The organism is Microbacterium sp. Cr-K32 (genome assembly GCF_000708345.1).
GTDB classification, from domain to species: domain Bacteria; phylum Actinomycetota; class Actinomycetes; order Actinomycetales; family Microbacteriaceae; genus Microbacterium; species Microbacterium maritypicum_A.
Map to the genome: position 1 here is coordinate 105,365 of NZ_JARD01000014.1, position 18,368 is coordinate 123,732.

20 protein-coding genes are annotated in these 18,368 nt (G+C 68.6%); 11 read left to right on the forward strand and 9 right to left on the reverse strand.

Translation table 11 applies throughout. From position 1 onward, the window contains the following. Positions 1-63 precede the first annotated feature (63 nt). From GZ64_RS0107005 to GZ64_RS0107035, 7 genes are all read left to right on the forward strand, one after another. A complete protein-coding gene (locus GZ64_RS0107005; RefSeq protein WP_231479840.1) occupies positions 64-1,296 on the forward strand; it encodes a sensor histidine kinase in 1,233 nt (410 codons plus the stop codon). After that, positions 1,284-1,922: a response regulator gene (locus GZ64_RS0107010; RefSeq protein WP_021200182.1), complete on the forward strand. Its 639-nt coding sequence runs from the start codon at positions 1,284-1,286 to the stop codon at positions 1,920-1,922. Before GZ64_RS0107005 ends, GZ64_RS0107010 begins: the two co-directional genes overlap by 13 nt. Positions 1,923-1,973: 51 nt before the next feature. Next, positions 1,974-2,735: a LysM peptidoglycan-binding domain-containing protein gene (locus tag GZ64_RS0107015; protein WP_136025430.1), complete on the forward strand. Its 762-nt coding sequence runs from the start codon at positions 1,974-1,976 to the stop codon at positions 2,733-2,735. Between the two features lie 205 nt (positions 2,736-2,940). After that, on the forward strand, positions 2,941-3,303 hold the full coding sequence (locus GZ64_RS0107020; RefSeq protein ID WP_021200180.1) for a PadR family transcriptional regulator: 363 nt from the start codon (positions 2,941-2,943) through the stop codon (positions 3,301-3,303). Between the two features lie 2 nt (positions 3,304-3,305). Further along, positions 3,306-3,677 (forward strand): DUF1048 domain-containing protein, encoded by a 372-nt coding sequence (locus tag GZ64_RS0107025; RefSeq protein WP_021200179.1) that lies wholly within the window; start codon positions 3,306-3,308, stop codon positions 3,675-3,677. Beyond that, complete coding sequence (locus tag GZ64_RS0107030) at positions 3,674-4,450, forward strand: ABC transporter ATP-binding protein (protein WP_029265621.1); 777 nt, start codon at positions 3,674-3,676, stop codon at positions 4,448-4,450. The genes GZ64_RS0107025 and GZ64_RS0107030 overlap by 4 nt, the downstream gene beginning before the upstream one ends. Beyond that, on the forward strand, positions 4,447-5,214 hold the full coding sequence (locus GZ64_RS0107035; protein WP_021200177.1) for an ABC transporter permease: 768 nt from the start codon (positions 4,447-4,449) through the stop codon (positions 5,212-5,214). Before GZ64_RS0107030 ends, GZ64_RS0107035 begins: the two co-directional genes overlap by 4 nt. Before the next feature lie 195 nt (positions 5,215-5,409). On the opposite strand, the gene GZ64_RS0107040 is transcribed toward GZ64_RS0107035, so the two are convergent. From GZ64_RS0107040 to GZ64_RS0107055, 4 genes are all read right to left on the reverse strand, one after another. Continuing rightward, positions 5,410-5,793 carry a RidA family protein gene (locus tag GZ64_RS0107040; RefSeq protein ID WP_029265622.1) on the reverse strand — a complete coding sequence of 128 codons (384 nt, stop codon included), beginning with the start codon at positions 5,791-5,793 and terminating at the stop codon, positions 5,410-5,412. Between the two features lie 24 nt (positions 5,794-5,817). Continuing rightward, entirely contained in the window at positions 5,818-7,353 is a 1,536-nt protein-coding gene (locus GZ64_RS0107045) for an N-acyl-D-amino-acid deacylase family protein (protein ID WP_231479841.1), read from the reverse strand. A 62-nt stretch (positions 7,354-7,415) separates the two neighbouring features. After that, positions 7,416-8,669, reverse strand: a complete 1,254-nt coding sequence (locus GZ64_RS0107050; protein WP_029265624.1) for an alanine racemase — start codon at positions 8,667-8,669, stop codon at positions 7,416-7,418. 2 nt (positions 8,670-8,671) lie between these two features. Continuing rightward, positions 8,672-10,021 (reverse strand): MFS transporter, encoded by a 1,350-nt coding sequence (locus tag GZ64_RS0107055; protein WP_029265625.1) that lies wholly within the window; start codon positions 10,019-10,021, stop codon positions 8,672-8,674. A gap of 157 nt (positions 10,022-10,178) precedes the next feature. On the opposite strand from GZ64_RS0107055, the gene GZ64_RS0107060 reads away from it, so the two are divergent. Genes GZ64_RS0107060 through GZ64_RS0107070 form a run of 3 tightly spaced genes read left to right on the forward strand, consistent with a single transcriptional unit; the run spans position 10,179 to position 11,934 of the window. Further along, positions 10,179-10,895, forward strand: a complete 717-nt coding sequence (locus GZ64_RS0107060) for a helix-turn-helix transcriptional regulator (protein WP_021200172.1) — start codon at positions 10,179-10,181, stop codon at positions 10,893-10,895. Next, on the forward strand, positions 10,892-11,530 hold the full coding sequence (locus GZ64_RS0107065) for a bifunctional 4-hydroxy-2-oxoglutarate aldolase/2-dehydro-3-deoxy-phosphogluconate aldolase (protein ID WP_231479842.1): 639 nt from the start codon (positions 10,892-10,894) through the stop codon (positions 11,528-11,530). The genes GZ64_RS0107060 and GZ64_RS0107065 overlap by 4 nt, the downstream gene beginning before the upstream one ends. Beyond that, complete coding sequence (locus GZ64_RS0107070; RefSeq protein ID WP_029265628.1) at positions 11,527-11,934, forward strand: rhodanese-like domain-containing protein; 408 nt, start codon at positions 11,527-11,529, stop codon at positions 11,932-11,934. Before GZ64_RS0107065 ends, GZ64_RS0107070 begins: the two co-directional genes overlap by 4 nt. Positions 11,935-12,084: 150 nt before the next feature. Here the strand turns inward: GZ64_RS0107070 and GZ64_RS0107075 are convergent, their stop codons facing one another. From GZ64_RS0107075 to GZ64_RS0107095, 5 genes are all read right to left on the reverse strand, one after another. Continuing rightward, positions 12,085-13,560, reverse strand: a complete 1,476-nt coding sequence (locus GZ64_RS0107075; protein ID WP_036331186.1) for a lipase maturation factor family protein — start codon at positions 13,558-13,560, stop codon at positions 12,085-12,087. 149 nt (positions 13,561-13,709) lie between these two features. Beyond that, complete coding sequence (locus GZ64_RS0107080; protein ID WP_029258842.1) at positions 13,710-14,918, reverse strand: ABC transporter permease; 1,209 nt, start codon at positions 14,916-14,918, stop codon at positions 13,710-13,712. After that, positions 14,915-15,625, reverse strand: coding sequence for an ABC transporter ATP-binding protein (locus GZ64_RS0107085; RefSeq protein WP_029265630.1), 711 nt, complete (start codon positions 15,623-15,625; stop codon positions 14,915-14,917). The genes GZ64_RS0107080 and GZ64_RS0107085 overlap by 4 nt, the downstream gene beginning before the upstream one ends. After that, positions 15,622-16,677, reverse strand: a complete 1,056-nt coding sequence (locus GZ64_RS0107090) for a peptidoglycan-binding protein (protein ID WP_081859691.1) — start codon at positions 16,675-16,677, stop codon at positions 15,622-15,624. Before GZ64_RS0107090 ends, GZ64_RS0107085 begins: the two co-directional genes overlap by 4 nt. Beyond that, positions 16,674-17,432: a hypothetical protein gene (locus GZ64_RS0107095; RefSeq protein WP_029265632.1), complete on the reverse strand. Its 759-nt coding sequence runs from the start codon at positions 17,430-17,432 to the stop codon at positions 16,674-16,676. The genes GZ64_RS0107090 and GZ64_RS0107095 overlap by 4 nt, the downstream gene beginning before the upstream one ends. A gap of 136 nt (positions 17,433-17,568) precedes the next feature. Between GZ64_RS0107095 and GZ64_RS0107100 the strand changes: the two genes are divergently transcribed. Continuing rightward, positions 17,569-18,234: a response regulator transcription factor gene (locus tag GZ64_RS0107100; protein ID WP_021200164.1), complete on the forward strand. Its 666-nt coding sequence runs from the start codon at positions 17,569-17,571 to the stop codon at positions 18,232-18,234. Positions 18,235-18,368: the final 134 nt, after the last annotated feature.

Sequence of the window (18,368 nt, forward strand, 5' to 3'; positions counted from 1 at the left end):
TGCCGCTTCGATGGTGGTGCTGGCTATACCGTGCCGCTCCGACCGCTCGGGCAGACTGTGAGAGTGAAGGACGGACGGATGCGGCGATGGCTGCGCGCGTGGGGATACCTGGCCGTCGAGGCCGGAGTCTCGATCGCCTCCGTGGTGTTCCTCTGCCTGGGCATCGTCCTGCTTCCCTTCATGATCCTCACCGGCGGCGTGCTGCTGATGCCCGAGACCGTGCAGAGCCTGCACCGCTGGACGGACCTGAACCGCCGTCGTGTCGGCGCCTACCGGGGCGAGGATCTGACGCCGATCGGCCACGTGCTCCCGCCGGCCTCGACCATCGACGATCGTCTGCGCTTCGCTTTCTCGCGCGCCACCGGCCGCGACGTGCTGTGGCTCGCCGTGCAGGGGCTCCCCGTGCTGTTCGTCTCACTGCTGACGATCTCGCTGCCGGTCGCGGCGGTCAACACCCTCGCGATCACCTACTACTGGCAGTTCGCTCCCGCCGACGACCCCGTGGGTTCGGTGTACCCCGTCACCTCCTGGGAGCTCGCGGCCACGATGCCGCTGCTCGCGGCGGCGTACGCGATCCTGTCCATCCTCCTGATCCCCGCGGTCGCACGGCTGGTGTCGTACGTGTCGGCGACGCTGCTCGCGACGCCGGAGAAGTCGCGCCTCGCCGCACGGGTCGACGCCCTGACCCTCAGCCGCGCCGCCGCGCTCGATGCCCACGCGGCCGAACTGCGGCGCATCGAGCGCGACCTGCACGACGGTGCGCAGAACCGCCTGGTCAACGTGGTGATGATGCTCGGGATCGCCGAGCGCGCGCAGGAGACCGGCGGCGACGTGCTCGAACCGCTGCGGCGAGCGCAGGATGCCGCCAGCGATGCGCTCGCCGGACTCCGCCGCACGGTGCACGACATCTACCCCCCGATCCTCGACGAGCTCGGGCTGGAGGGGGCGCTGGCGTCACTGGCCGGGCGCAGCGCCGTGCCCTGCACGATCGAGACGTCGCAGGTCGGACGCGTCCCGGCCGCCGTCGAGTCGGCCAGCTACTTCGTGGTGGCCGAGGCTCTGACCAACGTCAGCAAGTACAGCGATGCCACGCGGGCCGCGGTGCGGGTCGAACGGGAGGGGGAGGTGCTGCTGATCACGGTCGAGGACGACGGCGTGGGCGGAGCAGCCGAACGCCCGGGCGGCGGCGTGGCCGGCATCCGTCGTCGCCTCGAGGCCTTCGAGGGTGGGCTGGAGCTGTCCAGCCCGGTCGGCGGCCCCACCATCCTGAGAGCGGAGCTGCCATGCGGATCGTGATCGCCGAAGACGACACCCTGCTCCGCGAGGGGCTGGCGCTGCTGCTGCGCAGCGAGGGGTTCGAGGTCGTGGCGGCCGTCGACAACGCCGAGGCATTCCTCGCCCGGCTCGACGAGGCCGATGCCGCCGTGGTCGATGTGCGGATGCCGCCCACCTTCACCAGCGAGGGGCTGAAGGCCGCGGCCGAAGCCAGAGCCCGCCGCCCCGGTTTCCCCGTGCTGGTGCTGTCGGCCTACGTCGAGGATCGGTACGCCGGTGAGCTGCTGGCTGCCGGAGCCGACGGCCTCGGCTATCTGCTCAAGGAGCGTGTCGGCAAGGTCGCGGCCTTCATCGATGCCCTGCACCGCGTGGCCGCCGGCGGCACGGTGATGGATCCCGAGGTGATCTCGCAGCTGATGAGCCGCCGTCGCGCCGACGATCCGGTGCAGACCCTCACACCCCGCGAGCGCGAGGTACTGGGTCTCATGGCCGAGGGGCTCGACAACGGCACCATCGCCGAACGGCTCTTCGTGACCGAGACCGCGGTGAGCAAGCACATCGGCAACATCTTCGCCAAGCTCGGCCTCGCCTCCAGTGACAGCGGCCACCGGCGTGTGCTCGCCGTGCTCGCGTACCTGCGCAGCTGACCCGGCACCCGCTCTACCGCCGCGGTGCCGAGCGATGCCATGCTGTCGGGGATGAAGCGCAACACCAGGATCACCACTGCCGTCGTCGTCGTGGCCGTCGCCGGGCTGGTCGCCGTTGCCGCTCCCGCCGTGATCAGCGCCGCACCCGCCGTCGTCGATGCGGCTTCGTGGGCGTCGGAACGCTTCGCCGCCGAACCCTCCACGGCCCCGACGAGTGTCGCCGACGCCTCTGATCCGGTCGGATACGTCGATCTGGGCGATGGCATCAGCGTTCCCGCCGGCGGACCGGGTGATTGCACCGCCAACGCGTTCATCAACATCGGGAGCGACGACGGCTCCCCGGCCCACGGGAAGCTCCTGGGCGAGCTCGTCGACATGGGCGCGTCGGAGCTGGCACGCGGTCCCGTCACCCTCGATGCCGACGGCGAGATCTTCTCCTACGAGGTGCAGGCCGGCGACAGCCTCATCGCGATCGGCGAGCGCTTCTGCGTCGACTACGTCACCGTCGGCAGCTTCAACCACGTGCGCGGCAATGAGCCGATCGCTCCCGGGGACGTGCTCTACCTGCGACCAGACCCGACGCTCCCGTTCGTCGACATCTACTCGCCGTACAACGCCGAACCCGGGTCTTCGACCATCCCCTACTACGACGGAGTGGCAGCCTTCTCCACCGCTGTCGCCACCGCAGACCTGGGTGCCGCGCGGCTCCTATGGCAGCGGCTGGAGAAGGACATGCCCCCGGAGACGGCGGCCGTGATCTCACAGGCCCTGAGCACCGACGACCTGGCGCTGCTGCGCCGCATGTTCCCGTAGCAGCGCTTCCCCTCTCCACGCTTCCCCTCCCCACTCCTCGCCTCTCCACCCTCGCCGTCGACGGTCGTTCTCGCGCGCCCGGAACCGCTTCGGGATCTCGTTCGAAAAAGTTTGGTATTCGGTGTTGCTAAGTACCGGTACTCGGTGTTACTTTGTACCGGTACCCAGCAACACTGAGTACTAACCGAAACGAAAGGAGGACCTGATGGGCAAGCAGATGACCGAGATGCTCAAGGGCACTCTGGAGGGCATCGTTCTGGCCCTCCTCGCCGAGCAGCCGGCATACGGGTACGAGATCACCACACGCATCCGCGACCACGGGTTCACCGACATCGCCGAGGGCACGATCTACGCACTCCTCGTGCGCATCGAGCAGAAGAACCTCGTCGACGTCGAGAAGGTCCCGAGCGAGAAGGGTCCGCCGCGCAAGGTGTACACCCTGAACGCACAGGGCCGGCAGGAGCTCGAGGAGTTCTGGAAGACCTGGGACTTCCTCGCGCAGCACATCGCACAGCTGAACAAGACCGACACCGACAACACGAGCACCACCCCGAACAAGGAGAACTGATCATGGCCGCAAAGTGGATCGAAGCGCTCACCGGATCGCTCGAGCAGAAGAAGCAGTACAAGCAGGCCAAGGCCCGCATCGACGCCCTCCCCTCGCCGTACCGCGAGGTGGCGAACGCCCAGTACCGGTACTACCTGTACTACGGCGGCATCACCGACGGCGACACGATCGTCACGATGTTCCTCGACCTCGCCGACCTGTGGGAGCGCGCCGCAGTCGACGGCACGCCGGTCAGCGCCATCGTGGGCGATGACCCCGTGGAGTACGCCGAGGACTACGCCCGTGCCTACGGCGGCACGCAGTGGATCGACAAGGAGCGCGCACGCCTCATCAAGGCGTTCGACGACGCGAAGAAGAAGGAGAACGAGTCATGACGAACCCCGCCATCTCGGTGCGCGGCATCGAGAAGTCGTACAAGGATCTGCACGTGCTGCGCGGCGTCGACTTCGAGGTCGAGAAGGGCAGCATCTTCGCCCTCCTCGGCTCGAACGGCGCCGGCAAGACCACCATGGTGCGCATCCTCTCCACCCTGCTGAAGGCAGACGCCGGCACGGCGACCGTGCAGGGCGTGGATGTCGCCTCCGACCCGGTCGGCGTCCGTGAGCGCATCAGCCTCACCGGGCAGTTCGCCGCCGTCGACGAGATCCTCACCGGACGCGAGAACCTCGTGCTGGTCGCGAAGCTGCGGCACCTGCCCGACGCCGGGAAGGTCGCCGACGACCTGCTGGCGACGTTCCGTCTGACAGATGCCGGCGGCCGCAAGGTCGGCACCTACTCCGGCGGCATGCGTCGCCGGCTCGACATCGCGATGAGCCTGGTCGGCGACCCCGAGGTCATCTACCTCGACGAACCGACCACGGGCCTCGACCCCGAAGCCCGCATCGAGGTGTGGGACGTGGTCAAGCAGCTCGCGAACAGCGGCACCACCGTGCTGCTCACCACGCAGTACCTCGACGAGGCGGAGCAGCTGGCCGACCGCATCGCGATCCTGCACGAGGGTCGCATCATCGCCGACGACACCCTCGCCGGCCTCAAGCGGCTGCTCCCCGCCGCCAAGGTCGAGTACGTCGAGAAGCAGCCCACCCTCGAGGAGATCTTCCTCACCCTCATCGGCCCCAAGGCCTCCGGAAAGGAGAACGCAGCATGAGCACGCACTTCGCCGCCGATACGGCGACACTCACCGGCCGCTCCATGCGGCACATCTTCCGCAGTCCCGACACGATCATCACCACGGCGGTCACCCCGATCGCGCTGATGCTCCTGTTCGTCTACGTCTTCGGCGGTGCACTCCAGCAGAGCACCGGCACCGACAACTACGTGAACTACCTGCTGCCCGGCATCCTGCTCATCGCGATCGCATCCGGCATCGCCTACACGGCGTTCCGACTGTTCACCGACATGCAGAGCGGTATCTTCGAGCGGTTCCACTCCATGCCGATCGCGCGATCGAGCGTGCTGTGGGCGCACGTGCTCACGTCTCTGACGGCGAACGCCATCACCCTGGCGATCATCTTCGGCGTCGGATTCCTGATGGGCTTCCGCACCGGGGCGAGCTTCTGGGCCTGGCTCGGAGTCATCGGCATCCTGATGCTGTTCACGCTGGCGCTCACCTGGCTGGCGATCATCGCGGGTCTGAACGCGAAGACGGTCGACGGCGCGAGCGCGTTCTCGTACCCGCTGATCTTCCTGCCGTTCATCAGCTCGGCATTCGTGCCGACCGACACCATGCCGGCTCCGGTGCAGTGGTTCGCCGACAACCAGCCGGTCACCTCGATCGTCAACACCATCCAGGCACTCTTCGCCGAGAAGCCCGTCGGCAACGACATCTGGGTCGCCCTCGCCTGGTGCGTCGGCATCCTCGTGGTCGCCTACGTGTTCGCGATCATCTCGTACCGGAAGAAGGTCAGCTGATCTTCGCCCAGCGAGACGGGACGCTCCGACCGGGTCACTCGACCCGGCCGGGGCGTTTCGCCGCGCTCGGCGAGGTGTCGGACCTCGGCGTAGCTTCGGACCTCGGCGTAGGGAGGAGTTCCCCCTCTCGGGAGGATCCTTCCGCCCGGATGCTCCTCCCGACGCGGAGAACTCCGCCCGGGAGGAGGCGCGGGATCACGCCTGGCGCAGAGCCGCGACCACGTCGATCTCGACGAGGATGTTCGCCAGTTGCGAGCCCACGGTTGTGCGCACGGGGTACGGCGCGGTGAAGAACTCCTCGTAGGCCTCGTTGAACTCGGCGAAATCGGCGAGGTCCTGCAGATGCACAGTCGACTTCACGACGTCGTCCGTGGTCAGCCCGTGCACCGCGAGCACCTTCTGGATGTTCCGGAGCACCTGGCGGGTCTGGTCGCCCACGCTCGCGGGAACCGCGTGGTCGTTCGCCGCATCCTGCGGTCCGAACCCCGCAGTGTAGAGGAATCCGTTCGCGACCACTCCGTGGCTGTAGGGGCCGGCGGGCGTGGGTGCCCCGCCTGCGTAGAATCCGGTCTTCGGCATCTTTCTTTTCCTTTCGTTGACGATTCAGGTCTGAGGTGAACGGCGGAGCCCGCGGCCCGGCAGGGCACCGGTCAGGCACCCGTCAGCGAGAACACGGATACCGGCGACGAACACGTCGTCGATACCCGCACCGCGACCCCGAGGGTTCTCGTAGGTGGCGGTATCGGTGACCGTCTCCGGGTCGACAACCACGAGGTCGGCGATCGCCCCGGCCACGACGGCGCCCCGACGCCCGAGACCGAAGCGTCGCGCAGGCAGCGCCGACAGGTGGTGCACCGCATCCGACCACGTCCAGCTCGCCCGCTCCCGCACGTATTCGCGCAGGAAAAGCGAGAACGAGCCGGCCGCTCGCGGATGGGGATGGGCGCCGATGAAGATCCCGTCGGAGCCGCCCATCTGCCCGGGATGCCGGAAGATGCGAGCGAGTTCCGCTCCCGAGCGAGGGCTGCGTACTGCCATCACCGCGCTGCACTCCAGACGGCAGGCGGCGAGCGCATCGAGGGCGAAGTCGACCGGTGCGACGCCGGCACGGGCGGCCGCCTCGCGCAGCGTGAGCCCGTGCGCCCACGCCCACTCGGGCGCGGCGAGGTGAGCGAGTGTGATCATGTCCGCCCATTCCGGGCCGAGGCTGGCGCTGCGTTCCGCCCGCAGCGTGCACAGCTCGCGCAGCTCGGCACGGCGAGAAGGATCCGCGATCACCGCAACCGCCGCCGCCACCGGCAGTGCCGACACCGCAGGTGGGAGCAGCGGCATGCCCAGCAGCGTGCAGCCGCGGGTGTAGGGGTAGGCGTCGAAAGTCGCGTCCACACCGGCGGCACCCAGCGCATCGAGCTGATCCAGCACGATGTCGGCGTCGGCGTGGAAGTGCGAGATGTGCACGGATAAAGGAGATCCCGCATGCGCAGCGGCCATCCGGGCGATCTCCGCGATCTCATCCATACCGGCAGCCGTGTTCGCCTCATATCCTCCGCGCATGTGCGTCACGTACACTCCGCCGGCACGCGCGACCGGTTCACAGAGGGCGGCTATCTCCGCCGCGTCCTGGAAGAGACCGGGCGTGTAGTCCAGACCGGTCGAGAGCCCGAGGGCGCCGTCGGACATGCCTTGCACGACCAGAGCACGCATGCGTCGGCGCTCGTCCTCGCTCGCTGAACCAGCCTTGCGCCCACACACCTCGAAGCGCACGGTGCCCGCCGGTACGAGATAGCCGGCATTCACTGCTGAGATCCCGTCGACGGAGGCGAGGTAGGCATCTACGCCCCCGCCCCGAAAGGTGGGGTGCGTCCCGTTGATGGCGGCGAAGTACTCCGACGCGTACTCACCACTGCCCGGTGCGTACGACACTCCGTCCTGGCCGGCGATCACGGTCGTGATCCCCTGTCGCAGCAGAGCGAGAGTGACGTCCGGATCGTTCAACAGGCCATCGGCATGCGAGTGCACGTCGATGAATCCGGGAATCACCAGGCGATCAGAGACGTCGATCATTTCGTCGCCGTCATGCGCATCGACCCGACCGACCTTCGTGACGAGCCCGTTCTCGATCGCGACATCAGCGCGCATCGGGCCTGTCGCGTCGACGACTGAACCGCCGCGGAGAACTGATCGAATCATCATCGCTCCCCTCAGAAGTAGGTGCGGACGAGGCCGGTCACGACGTCGGATCCGGCGGACTCGACGACCGGCAGCACGCGCCACTTGTCGAAGGCGGTGCAGGGGTGCGACAGCCCGAGACGAACGACCGAGCCGATCGCGAGAGACTGCTCCGAGCGGACGTACGAGTGCTGATCGTTCATCGCCGAGACCTCGCCGTGCAGCGGCTGCCAGGGCCCGGCGACACCTCTGGACCAGGAGCGCGGGATCGGCAGACCTTCGTCGTAGGGCAGGTCTCGCTTCCCGGCGTCGACGAGAGCCAGTCCCGGTTCCGGCGCCGACACGACGCGCGCGATCGCGTGCATCGCGTTCAGGAATCGAGGAGAGTCTTCCGCCTGCGCTGCCCCCTCATCGAACGGCGAGATGCCTCGATAGAAACCATCGTCATGCACGATGTAGGCGCCGGAGCGAAGGGTGAAATGCGTACGGTCATCGCGCGCGGTCGTCCCCCAGACGTCAGCGACGACATCGAAGTAGGCACTGCCGCCGGCGGTCACGAAGAGCTCGCCGGCGTCGTAGAGAGGCGTGATCGCGGAGTGCAGTTCGAGCTGGGACTGCAGGTACGCGCGGACGGCCGCGAGAGCCGCGGGGGAGCGATCGTGCGCGAGGCTCCCCTCGTATCCGGCCACTCCGGCGAGGCGCAGCACGGAGGATGCGGCGATGCGCTCAGCCACGCGCACGGCCTCCGCGATCGACCGCGCACCCGTGCGACCCCCTTCGCCGCCGAGCTCGACGCAGACGTCGACCGGGCGCGGTATCGCGGTGGAGAGCAGAGCCGCCTCCATCGTCTCGACCGTCGCAACCGAATCGGCCCAGCTCACGAACCGGAAACCCGGATCCGCCAGCTCCTGCGCCAGCCACGCCAGCGCCGGCCGATCGACGGCGGCGTTCGCGAGCATCACCGAATCGACGCCCAGATCGCGGGCGGTACGAACCTGCCCCATGGTCGCGAAGGTGATGCCGAGCGCGCCCGCATCCCTCTGCCGCTTCCACAGCGCAGGCGCCATGGTGGTCTTGCCGTGGGGCATGAGGGCGAGGCCCCGCTCCGCGCACCACTGCGCCATCGTGGCGACGTTCGCCGTCATCGCTGCGTCGTCGAGCACGATCAGCGGAGTCCAGAACTCCTCGAGTCGTGGGGCTGTCGCGAGGAACTCCGTCACCGTCAATCCGGCCGCACGCCCAGGTAGGCCCTTGTCGCGCGCGGTGAGCACTCCTGCGTCATCCATCGTCATCGCGTCTTCACCGGCGTGCTCGTCTTCAGCTCGTGCAGGCGCCCCGCACCCTCGACATCGGGCTGGACCGAGGCGACCAGTGTGGCGATCACACCGACCACCGCGATCACCGCCGCGTACACGACGACCGGCCAGAAGGCGCCTCCGGCAGCCGCCACCAGTGCCGTGCAGATCAGCGGGGCGAGGCCGCCGCCGAGGGTGTTGGAGATCTGGTAGCCGATGTTCACGCCTGTCGTCCGAGCCTCCGGATCGAACATCTCCACGAGCATCGTCGAGAGGGTCGCCTGCATCGCAACGCCGAAGACGACGAACCCGAGGATCTGTCCGAGCCAGATCAGCCACATGTTCCCCGTGCTGAACATCATGAAGGCCGGATAGACCATGGCCGCGAAGCCGAGACAGCCGATGATGTAGACCGTCCGCCTGCCGATGCGATCGGAGATCGCACCCCACAGCGGAGCGACGACGATCTGCAGCAGACCCACGAGCATGGTGCCGGCGAACCCCATCCAGGCCGGCAGATGCTGGTTCGACACGATGAACGCCAGACCGTACGTGAGGATGACGTAGCCGGCGATCGACTGCGGCAACCCGATGAGGATGCCCATGATCGCGTTCTTCGGGTGACGGAAGACCTCGATGAGCGGGTTGGGCTTCTTGCCCGTGGTGGCGAGGAGAAGCGTCTGCGTGTCGGTGAACGCCTCAGACTCCTCGAGCTGGCGACGAAGCAGCACTGCCGCGATCGCGAGCACGATCGAGAAGACGAACGGGATGCGCCACCCCCACTGCAGGAACCACGATTCCGGCGTGAGCCCGAGACCTGCCATCAGACCGCCCGAGACCACGTTGGCGACACCCGCACCGCTGATGAGGAAGGCTCCGTAGAGCCCCCGCTTGCCGGTCGGCGCGGCTTCGACGACCATCGTGGCCGCACCGCCCATCTCGCCGCCGACGAAGAAGCCCTGGCAGAGCCGGAAGAACAACAGCAGCAGCGGTGCAGCGATGCCGATCATCTGGTCGGAAGGGATCAGGCCGATGCCCGTGGTCGCTACCCCCATGCCGATGACCGTGCTCATGAGCACGACCTTGCGTCCCCGGCGGTCGCCGACGATACCCCAGATGATGCCGCCGACCGGACGGAGGAAGAATCCGACGGCGAAGGTCGCGAACGACGACAGCTGGGCGATGACGGGGTCGTTCGAGGAGAAGAACACCGCGGGGAACACTGCCGCAGCCGCGAGGCCGTAGAGGTAGTAGTCGTAGTACTCGATCAGCGTTCCGATCGCCCCACCGGCGATCGTCTTGCGCTGCTTCGGGGTCAGGCCAGATGAGGCGACAGTGGCCATCCGGGGCTCCTTCTTCGGGGAATGCAGGGCCGCATACGTTGCGGTCCGGCCTCGACGGATCGTCTGGGCGTGGATAAACTAACAGCGGAATAGACAATCTGTCTATCACTCGTATTTTTTGTACGCCTGTATCGTTGCTCCGGATTGGAGTCACAGAATGTCGACATCGACGACAGCAGAGAACGCGGTTGCAGCCCTGGCCGATGATCTCGCACGGGAGACGTACGAGAGTGCAGAAGAGGTCCTCCGCCTCTATCGACCCGTGCTCCGTGCCCTCGCCACCGCGGCCGGACCGACCGTCGAAGTCGTGCTCCACAATCTCGACGGCACCGACGTCGACCTGGGTCACACGATCATGGCCATCGAGAACGGGCACGTCACCGGGCGCGCTGTCGGCGGCCCCTCGACCTCTCTCGGTCTGGACGTGCTCAAGGACCGCCGGGGGAACCACGACGCCTTCGGCTACACCGGCTACACCAGCGACGGGCGGGAACTGCGCTGTTCCTCGGTCTACTTCCACAATGGCGCCGGCGACATCATCGCGTCGCTGTGCGTGAATGTCGACCTCAGCCCGCTGCTCCTCGCCCGCAAGACGCTCGACGCGCTCCTCCCGGCGCCCGTACCCGCGAACGCTCCGAAGGAGCACTTCGGCGCCGACCTCGTGTCGGTGATGGATTCGATGATCACCGAAGCCATCCGCGAGATCGGGCGACCCCTCGAGAGCATGTCGCGCGATGACAAGATCACCGTGCTGGAGCGGCTGGATCAGCGTGGTGCCACACAGATGCGCAAGTCGGTGGAGGCCATCGCCAAGCGCCTGGGCATCTCCCGGGTGACCGCCTACTCGTACCTCGAAGAGGCCAGGACGCGATGACAGGACCGACAGGGAACATGATGGACAACTCCGGCTTTGATGCGATCTTCGGTGGCACGCGCCTGATGGCGATCCTGCGCGGCATGGGGGCGGAGCGCAGCCTCGCCCTGTCGACCACCGCGTGGAACCTCGGGATCGACGTCGTAGAACTCCCCATCCAGACCCCCGACGACGTCGAGGCGCTGCGCGTGGTCGCCGCCGCCGGACGCACGCGCGGCAAGGCCGTCGGCGCCGGCACCGTGGTCTCGGCCGAGCATGTCGCGCAGGCGCTCTCCGCCGGCGCCACGTTCACCGTCAGCCCCGGGCTCGATCTCGACGTCGTGCGCGCCTCGCACGAGGCCGGAATGCTCAGCCTTCCCGGTGTCGCCACGGCCAGCGAGGTGCAATCCGCCACTTCCGCGGGACTCACCTGGCTCAAGGCGTTCCCCGCGTCCGTACTCGGTCCGCAGTGGCTCACGGCGATGAACGGCCCCTTCCCCCAGGCACGATTCGTGACCACGGGTGGCATGAACGCGGCCAACGCCGCCGAGTACCTCGACGCCGGCGCCCATGTCGTCGCCGTCGGCTCGGCGCTGGAAGACGCCGCGCAGCTGCCGCAGCTCGCCGCGCTGCTCGGTGCGGGCGCGCGGCGATGAGCTCTCTCGACGCGAGGCTCGCCCACGTTGACGCTCGTCTCGCGTACGAGATCGATGTGGTCGCCGCCCGCGAAGCCGTGGCCACTGGAGAGGCGGTGCTGGTCGATACGCGGCGCCTCGAGTCGTGGGATCACGGCCACATCGCCGGGGCGGTGCATCTGCCCACGAGCGACGTCGACGCACGGCTCGCGACGCTTCCCCGCGATCGCACGCTCATCGTCTACGGCTGGGGCCCCGGGTGCAACGGCGCCACCTCGACCGCCCGAGTGCTGCTCGCCGCCGGGCTCGATGTGCGCGAGCTGCTCGGCGGCTACGAGTACTGGGTGCGCAACGGTTTCGAGGTCGAGTCGTCCGGGGTCGTCTCCCGGCGTCGTCCCGACCCTCTGGTCACGGCCGAACCCTGACGGCGTCCCGGCCCGTCCGCCCTCTCGTTCCGGTCGCACTTACTGTCGCCAAAAGGCCGCCCGCACGACAGAAGGTGCGACCGGAACGAGGGAGCGGGAGCGCCGGAGGGGACGGAGTTGGAGGGAAGGGACCGAGGACTGGGGGAGGCGTCACCGGAGCCCGAAGGGCGCGAGCACCACACGGCGGTCCGTCCGCACCCACACCGCACCATCGGCACGCTTCTCGGCGCGGGTGGCGAAGCGGTAGCGGTACGACACCGCACGCACCCACCGCGGTCTTTCGCCCTCGAACGGGTCGATGCGCAGCAGCGCGAGGGTCGGAGCATCCGCTTCCAGCAACCGCACCAGGAACGCGGTGAACCAGTCGTCGAGCGAATGCCCGAGCGGAAGGAACCACATCAGCCAGTCGAGCCGCAGATGGTAGGGAGCGAACTGTCGCGGCATCCTGCGCACATCACCGGGCTTGCCACGGAACTCGTACTCGCGCCACTCCACCCCCTCTTCGTCGGCTGAGCCCTCGACGATGATCTCGATGCGCTCCTTCGTGACCGTGCCGAATGCGCCGTAGGCGTTGGCGAGCTGCCAGCGGTTGAAGCTCGCGTTCATCAGCTGCCGCCGCGCGAAGAGGTTGCGCAGCGCCGGCACGCTCAGCACGACATACAGCAGCCCGACCGCCGAGGTGACCACGACCCAGGCCAGCGGCATCCCGTCGATGATCCAGGGAGGATCGGTCCGCGGGGCGGCCACGGGCATCCCGACTCCCGGCAGCCCGATCACGGAGAACGCGATGACCATCGTCGCCGCGTTCAACCACGCGAAGTTTCCGGTGACGACGAGCCACAGCTGCGTCAGGATCACGATGGATGCCGCCACCGCACCGACGACCTGCGGTACCGGGCCGCGCACCCACAGCGCCAGGACCGGCGCGAACAGGAAGATCGGCACGACCAGCTGCGCGAAGTGGTTGCCCAGCACCTCGCCGCGATGGAACCAGCGCGGCAGCAGATGCGCCTGCCTGCTGAGCGGACCCGGCATGGGCTGCGTCTCATGGTGGTACATGAGTGCCGTCAGGTCGCGCCATTCGCGTCCGCCGCGGATCTTGATCATCCCGGCACCGAACTCGAGCCGGAAGACCAGCCACCAGAACAGGACGATCACGACGGTGGGCGGCGGCTGATCGCCCGAGCCGAGGAACGCCGCGAGGAACCCCGCCTCCAGCAGCAGCATCTCCCACCCGAACGAGTAGAACGTCTGCCCGATACTGACGATCGACATGTACCCGAGCCACAGCGCGAGGAAGCACAGCATCGGAACCCACGGCGGCCCCCACTGCGGGATGCCGACCACGAGAAGTGCCGCGACCACGATGCCGGCCGCGCACAGCAGCACGAGGCGGCGGTCGGTATAGCGGATGCGCGAGAACAGGGTCGGATGCAGCATCCGTCGTCTCGCCTTGTCGCGGCCGACCCATTCGAGCAGCGCCGGCGCGGGAAGCAGTCCGTGTTCGCCCAGCAGCGGCCGGAACTGGTTCAGGCTGGAGACGAACGCGACGAGATACAGCGCCGCGATGCCGCGCTGCAGCACCTCACGCGCGAATCCGAAGTCGACCGCCGCGAACCCGTCCACGGCCACAGGCTACGCCCGGGCTCGTGAACGGGTCAGGGGGTTGCACCGCGTCGGGAGGAGGTCTCCTCGTCGGGAGGAGGTCTCCGCGTCGGGAGGAGCCTCGAGGTCGAGATCTCCGCCCGAACGCGAGATCTCCTCCCACCGCGCGCTCACACCGTGCGCAGCGCCGACGTGGGCGAGAGGCGGGCGGCGCTGATCGCCGGATACAGCCCCGCGATCACACCGACCACCAGCGCCACGGCCGGGCCCCCGACGAGCACCACGAGGGGTATCGTCGCCGCCTGCCCCTGGATGCCGGCGTAGACGAACACCCCTGCGGCCCCCAGCAGCAGACCGGCGACGCCCCCCAGGCCGCCGAGCACGATCGCCTCCGCCACGAACTGACCCGCGATCTGACCCGAACGCGCGCCGAGCGCCCGCCGGAGTCCGATCTCGCCACGCCGCTCCAGCACCGCCACCACCATGGTGTTCGCAATGCCGATCCCTCCGACCAGCAGCGCGATCGCCGCGAGACCGACCGCGAGGCCGGACAGCGAGTCATCCGCGGTGTCCCGCGCCCCGGCGAGGTCGCCGAGTCCGGTCACCTGCACGTACGGGGACGACGGATTCGCGGCGCGCGCGATCGCGTCTCGGACCTTCTCGCCCGTGCCGCCGTCGGCCATGCGCACGTAGATCGAGGCGATCGTGTCATCGCCCTTCGCCGACACGTGCTCGGCCGCCCAATGATCGCCGAGGAAGGCACTCGCGTCGATGTCCTCCGCGAGCCCGGCCGAGTCGAGGATCCCGATCACGGTGTACCACTGCTCGCCGATCCACACTCGCACGCCCGGCTCCGTGATGCCCATGCGCGCAGCTGCCGCTGACCCGAGCACGGTCACCGGCAGGGAGCGGTCGGTCTCGTCGAACCACGACCCCTTCGCGACCGATCCCTCCACCGACGAGAGGAAGTCGGGACTCGCCGCATACGCGGTCAGCCCGTTGCCCTGGCTCTTCGGCATGAGGTCGTTGCGATACACGCCGGTACCGTCCGGCACCTTCTCGAGCACCCCGACCTGCTCCACCCCCGTCACCCGCTCGATCATCCCGCCGGCCGTCTCGGGCAGTGCGACCGGTTTGTTGTCCGGCCCGTACCCCGGCTGCACCACGATCATGTTGGCGCCGAGCGCGTCGAGCTTGGCCAGCAGCTCCGCCTGGTTCGATGCGGCGATACCCGTGATGGCGGTGAGTGCCGCGATGCCCACGGCGACGCCGAGCGCCGACAGGGCCGTGCGCATCTTGCGGCTGCGCGGCCCGATGAGCGCCGTGCGGATGCTGTCCGCGACGCTCAGCCGCGGCATCCGCTCCCCTCGGCGCCTCATGCCGCGACCTCTTCCCGATCCGGTGAGCCCGTATCGCTCACGATGCGTCCGTCGTGGATGCCGACCTGCCGCTGCGTGCGCTCCGCGATGTGCGGGTCATGAGTGATGATCACGACCGCAGTGCCGGAGTCGGCGATCGAGGTGAGGAGTTCGAGGATGCGTTCGCCCGTGGTGGAGTCGAGCGCCCCCGTGGGCTCGTCGGCGAAGAGCACCGACGGATTCCCGACGATCGCGCGGGCGATGGCCACCCGCTGCTGCTCCCCGCCGGAGAGCTGCCCGGGACGGTGCTTCATGCGGGCGCCGAGACCGACCCGTTCCAGGGCGGCCGCCGCACGCACCGAGCGCTCCGCCGCGGGCACTCCCGAGTAGAGGAGCCCGAGCGCCACGTTGTCGACCGCGCTGAGCGCCGGCAACAGGAAGAACTGCTGGAACACGAACCCGATGCGGCGAGCGCGCAGCACCGCCCGCTCGCGCTCGGCGAGGGCTGCGGCATCCGTCCCGTCGATCAGCACGGTGCCGCTGGTGGGATCGTCGAGCGTGCCCATGATCGAGAGCATCGTGCTCTTGCCGGATCCGGATGCCCCGACCACGGCCACCAGTTCTCCGCTCTCGATCGCGAGACTCATGCCGTGCAGCACGCGCAACGGTGGACTTCCCGGATACTCCTTGATCACGTCGACGAGCTCGACCACGGTGTCCGGCGTCATCGCGCCACCACCACGGCGTCGCCGGCAGCGAGGTCTCCGCCCGTGACCTGCACCTTGGTGTCGGCGATCAGTCCGACCTCCACGGCGACCCGTTCGACCTTGCCGCCCTTGCGCAGCACGTCGACCGCATAGCCTCCGTCGGTCGTCGCCACCAGGGCGGTGACCGGCACGACCAGCGCGTCCTTCACCTCCGAGGTCGCGAACACGACCTTGACCGCACGCAGTCCGATGCCCTCGGCGACGGCCGGATCGTCGAACTCCACGTTCGCCGTGGCGGGCGTGGTCTCGCCCTCCTTCTCGGTCGGCTGACCACCGGGGTCGACGGCGGTCACCGTCGCGGGCACCTCCGTCCCGTCCGGCAGCACCACGGTCACCCGGGTCCCCGGCAGGATCTCGCGGGCCTGCGCGTCGGTGAGCTTGGCGACCACACGCAGGGTGGTGCTGGTGTAGGTCAGCGGACTCGTCCCGGCGGGGTCTCCCAGCTTTCCCTTCACCGACTCGATGCGCACCGATGCGGCGGTGATCGCGACCACGTCTCCCAGCTTCACGATGCCGTCCTGCGGCACCCCGAGCGACTTCTGCCAGGCCTTGACGTTGGTCTCCGTGACCGCGGTGAACTCGTCGTCCACCGTCATGTTCCTGCCGAAGCCGAGGTCGGCGAGCGCCTGCTCCAGCTGGCGCACATCCGGGCCCTTCTCGACGCCGACGCCGAGGTCGCGCCAGAACGGACGGTCGCCGCGCATCGCGATCACCGGCTTCCCGTCGACCTCGTAGATCGCCTGGCCGACGCCGATCACCTCACCCGCGGTGGGCAGGCGTGTGATGGTCCCCCCGCGCCCCGGCAGCGCGATGGATGCTCCGTAGCTGAGGGTGCCGTTCAGCCGCAGGTCGGAGGTCAGCGTGGTGAGCTCGGCCGTGGCGGTGACCGGCTTCTCGGCGTCGTCCGGAGACTCGGCCACCGAGCTCCACGGCTGCAGCACAGCGAGTGCCACCGCCGCGGCCACGAGCAGCACCCCGACCGGCAGCAGCACCTTCGTCACCCGGCGGCTCATTCCTCGCCTCCGGAGGGCATGACGGTCCCCGCGGTGAAGGCGCCTTCGAAGTATTCGCTCATCAGGGCGAACCAGTCGAAGTCGACGGCTTCGATGCTCTCCTGCGTGAACATGGGCGGCATGTCGCCCGCCTTCTCCGCACACGCCTCGAGGAGGGTGCGCGCCTCGTCTTCGGTGATGCCCGTCGGCAGCGTCAGCATGCCGTCGGAGTCGGGGTCGGCGAAGTCCGTGAAGCCGTTGTCCCGTGCGCACGACGCGAAGGCGAGCCCGGCCTCCGTGAGCTCCTCGGGGGAGATCATCTGCGTCTCGGCGCCCGCCTTCATCGAGATGTCCGGCTCCGGCTGCGTGAACTCGGGGACCTTCTCCTCGCACGCCTCCCACGCCGCGCGCTGGCCGCCGTCCTCGGGGTAGCCGGATGCAGCTGTCGAGGCCATCCACGTGCCGTCGTCGTCCGTGAAGATCATCGTCATCGCCATCTCCTCTCCGGCGCCGGCAGAGGCGGTACTGTCGCTCAGCGTGCCCATCGCCCCGTCACCGGGAGCATCCGGCATCAGCAGCCCGACCTGACCGCCTTCGACGATCTTCGCCGTCTGGCCCTCGTCGGTCAGGCAGCTCACGAACCGCGCAGCGGCCGCATCGTTCGCGCCGTCCTTCGCCTTGTCGTCCCCGGACGGGGCGGTGCACGCAGAGAGCGCGAAGAGCGCCACGACAGCGGGCATCACCACCATGGACCGGCGTGCTTTCGAGTCGAACATGACTTTCCCTTTCTCGCGGTCGCAGCTCGTCCGCGACGTGCAGTCAGTTCTACGGATGCGCTGGTTTGCTGGGGGTATGACGGCGCCTAACCGGAAACTAACCGCGCACCGCGCACCCTCGGAGACGGGAGGTGCCATGCGACTGCTGCTGGTGGAAGACGAGGCCGACCTGGCCGACACCCTCGCCGACGGCCTGCGCCGGGAGGGATACCTCGTCGACGTGGCGCGCGATGGGGCGAGCGCCCTGACCGCCGCCGCATCGAACGATGTGGACGTGATCGTGCTCGACCGTGACCTGCCCGTGCTGAGCGGCGATGCCGTGTGCCGCACCCTCGTGGCGCAGGAGTACCCGGCGCGCATCCTGATGCTCACCGCCGCCGGCACCCTCAACGACCGCGTCGAGGGCCTCGACCTCGGTGCCGACGACTACCTCGCCAAGCCGTTCGCGTACGTCGAGCTGCTCGCGCGCCTGCGTGCTCTCGGCCGCCGCGGACACTCCGCGCGCGCGAGTGCGGTGCTCGAATTCGCCGGGGTGCGCCTCGACGTCGTGCGGCGCATCGTGGAGCGCGACGGCACGCCGATCCGCCTCACGCTCAAGGAGTTCGGGGTGCTCGAGACGCTTCTCGCGGCGGAGGGCGGCTACGTCAGCGCCGACGATCTGCTCGACGAGGTGTGGGACGAGCCGCACGAGCGCACCCGAGGCGTGGTCAAGATCGTGGTGCACACGCTGCGCCGCAAGCTCGGGGCTCCCGAGGTCGTCCAGTCCGCGGCAGGGCACGGGTATCGAGTGGGGACGACATGAGACGCATGAGCTTCCGCACCCGGCTGGTCGTCACCATCGCGGCCGTGTTCATCGCCGCGGGTGCCGCACTGCTCTCGGTGCAGTACCTGGTGGTGCAGTCGCTGTTCGCCTCGGCCATCGACACGACGGCCGCG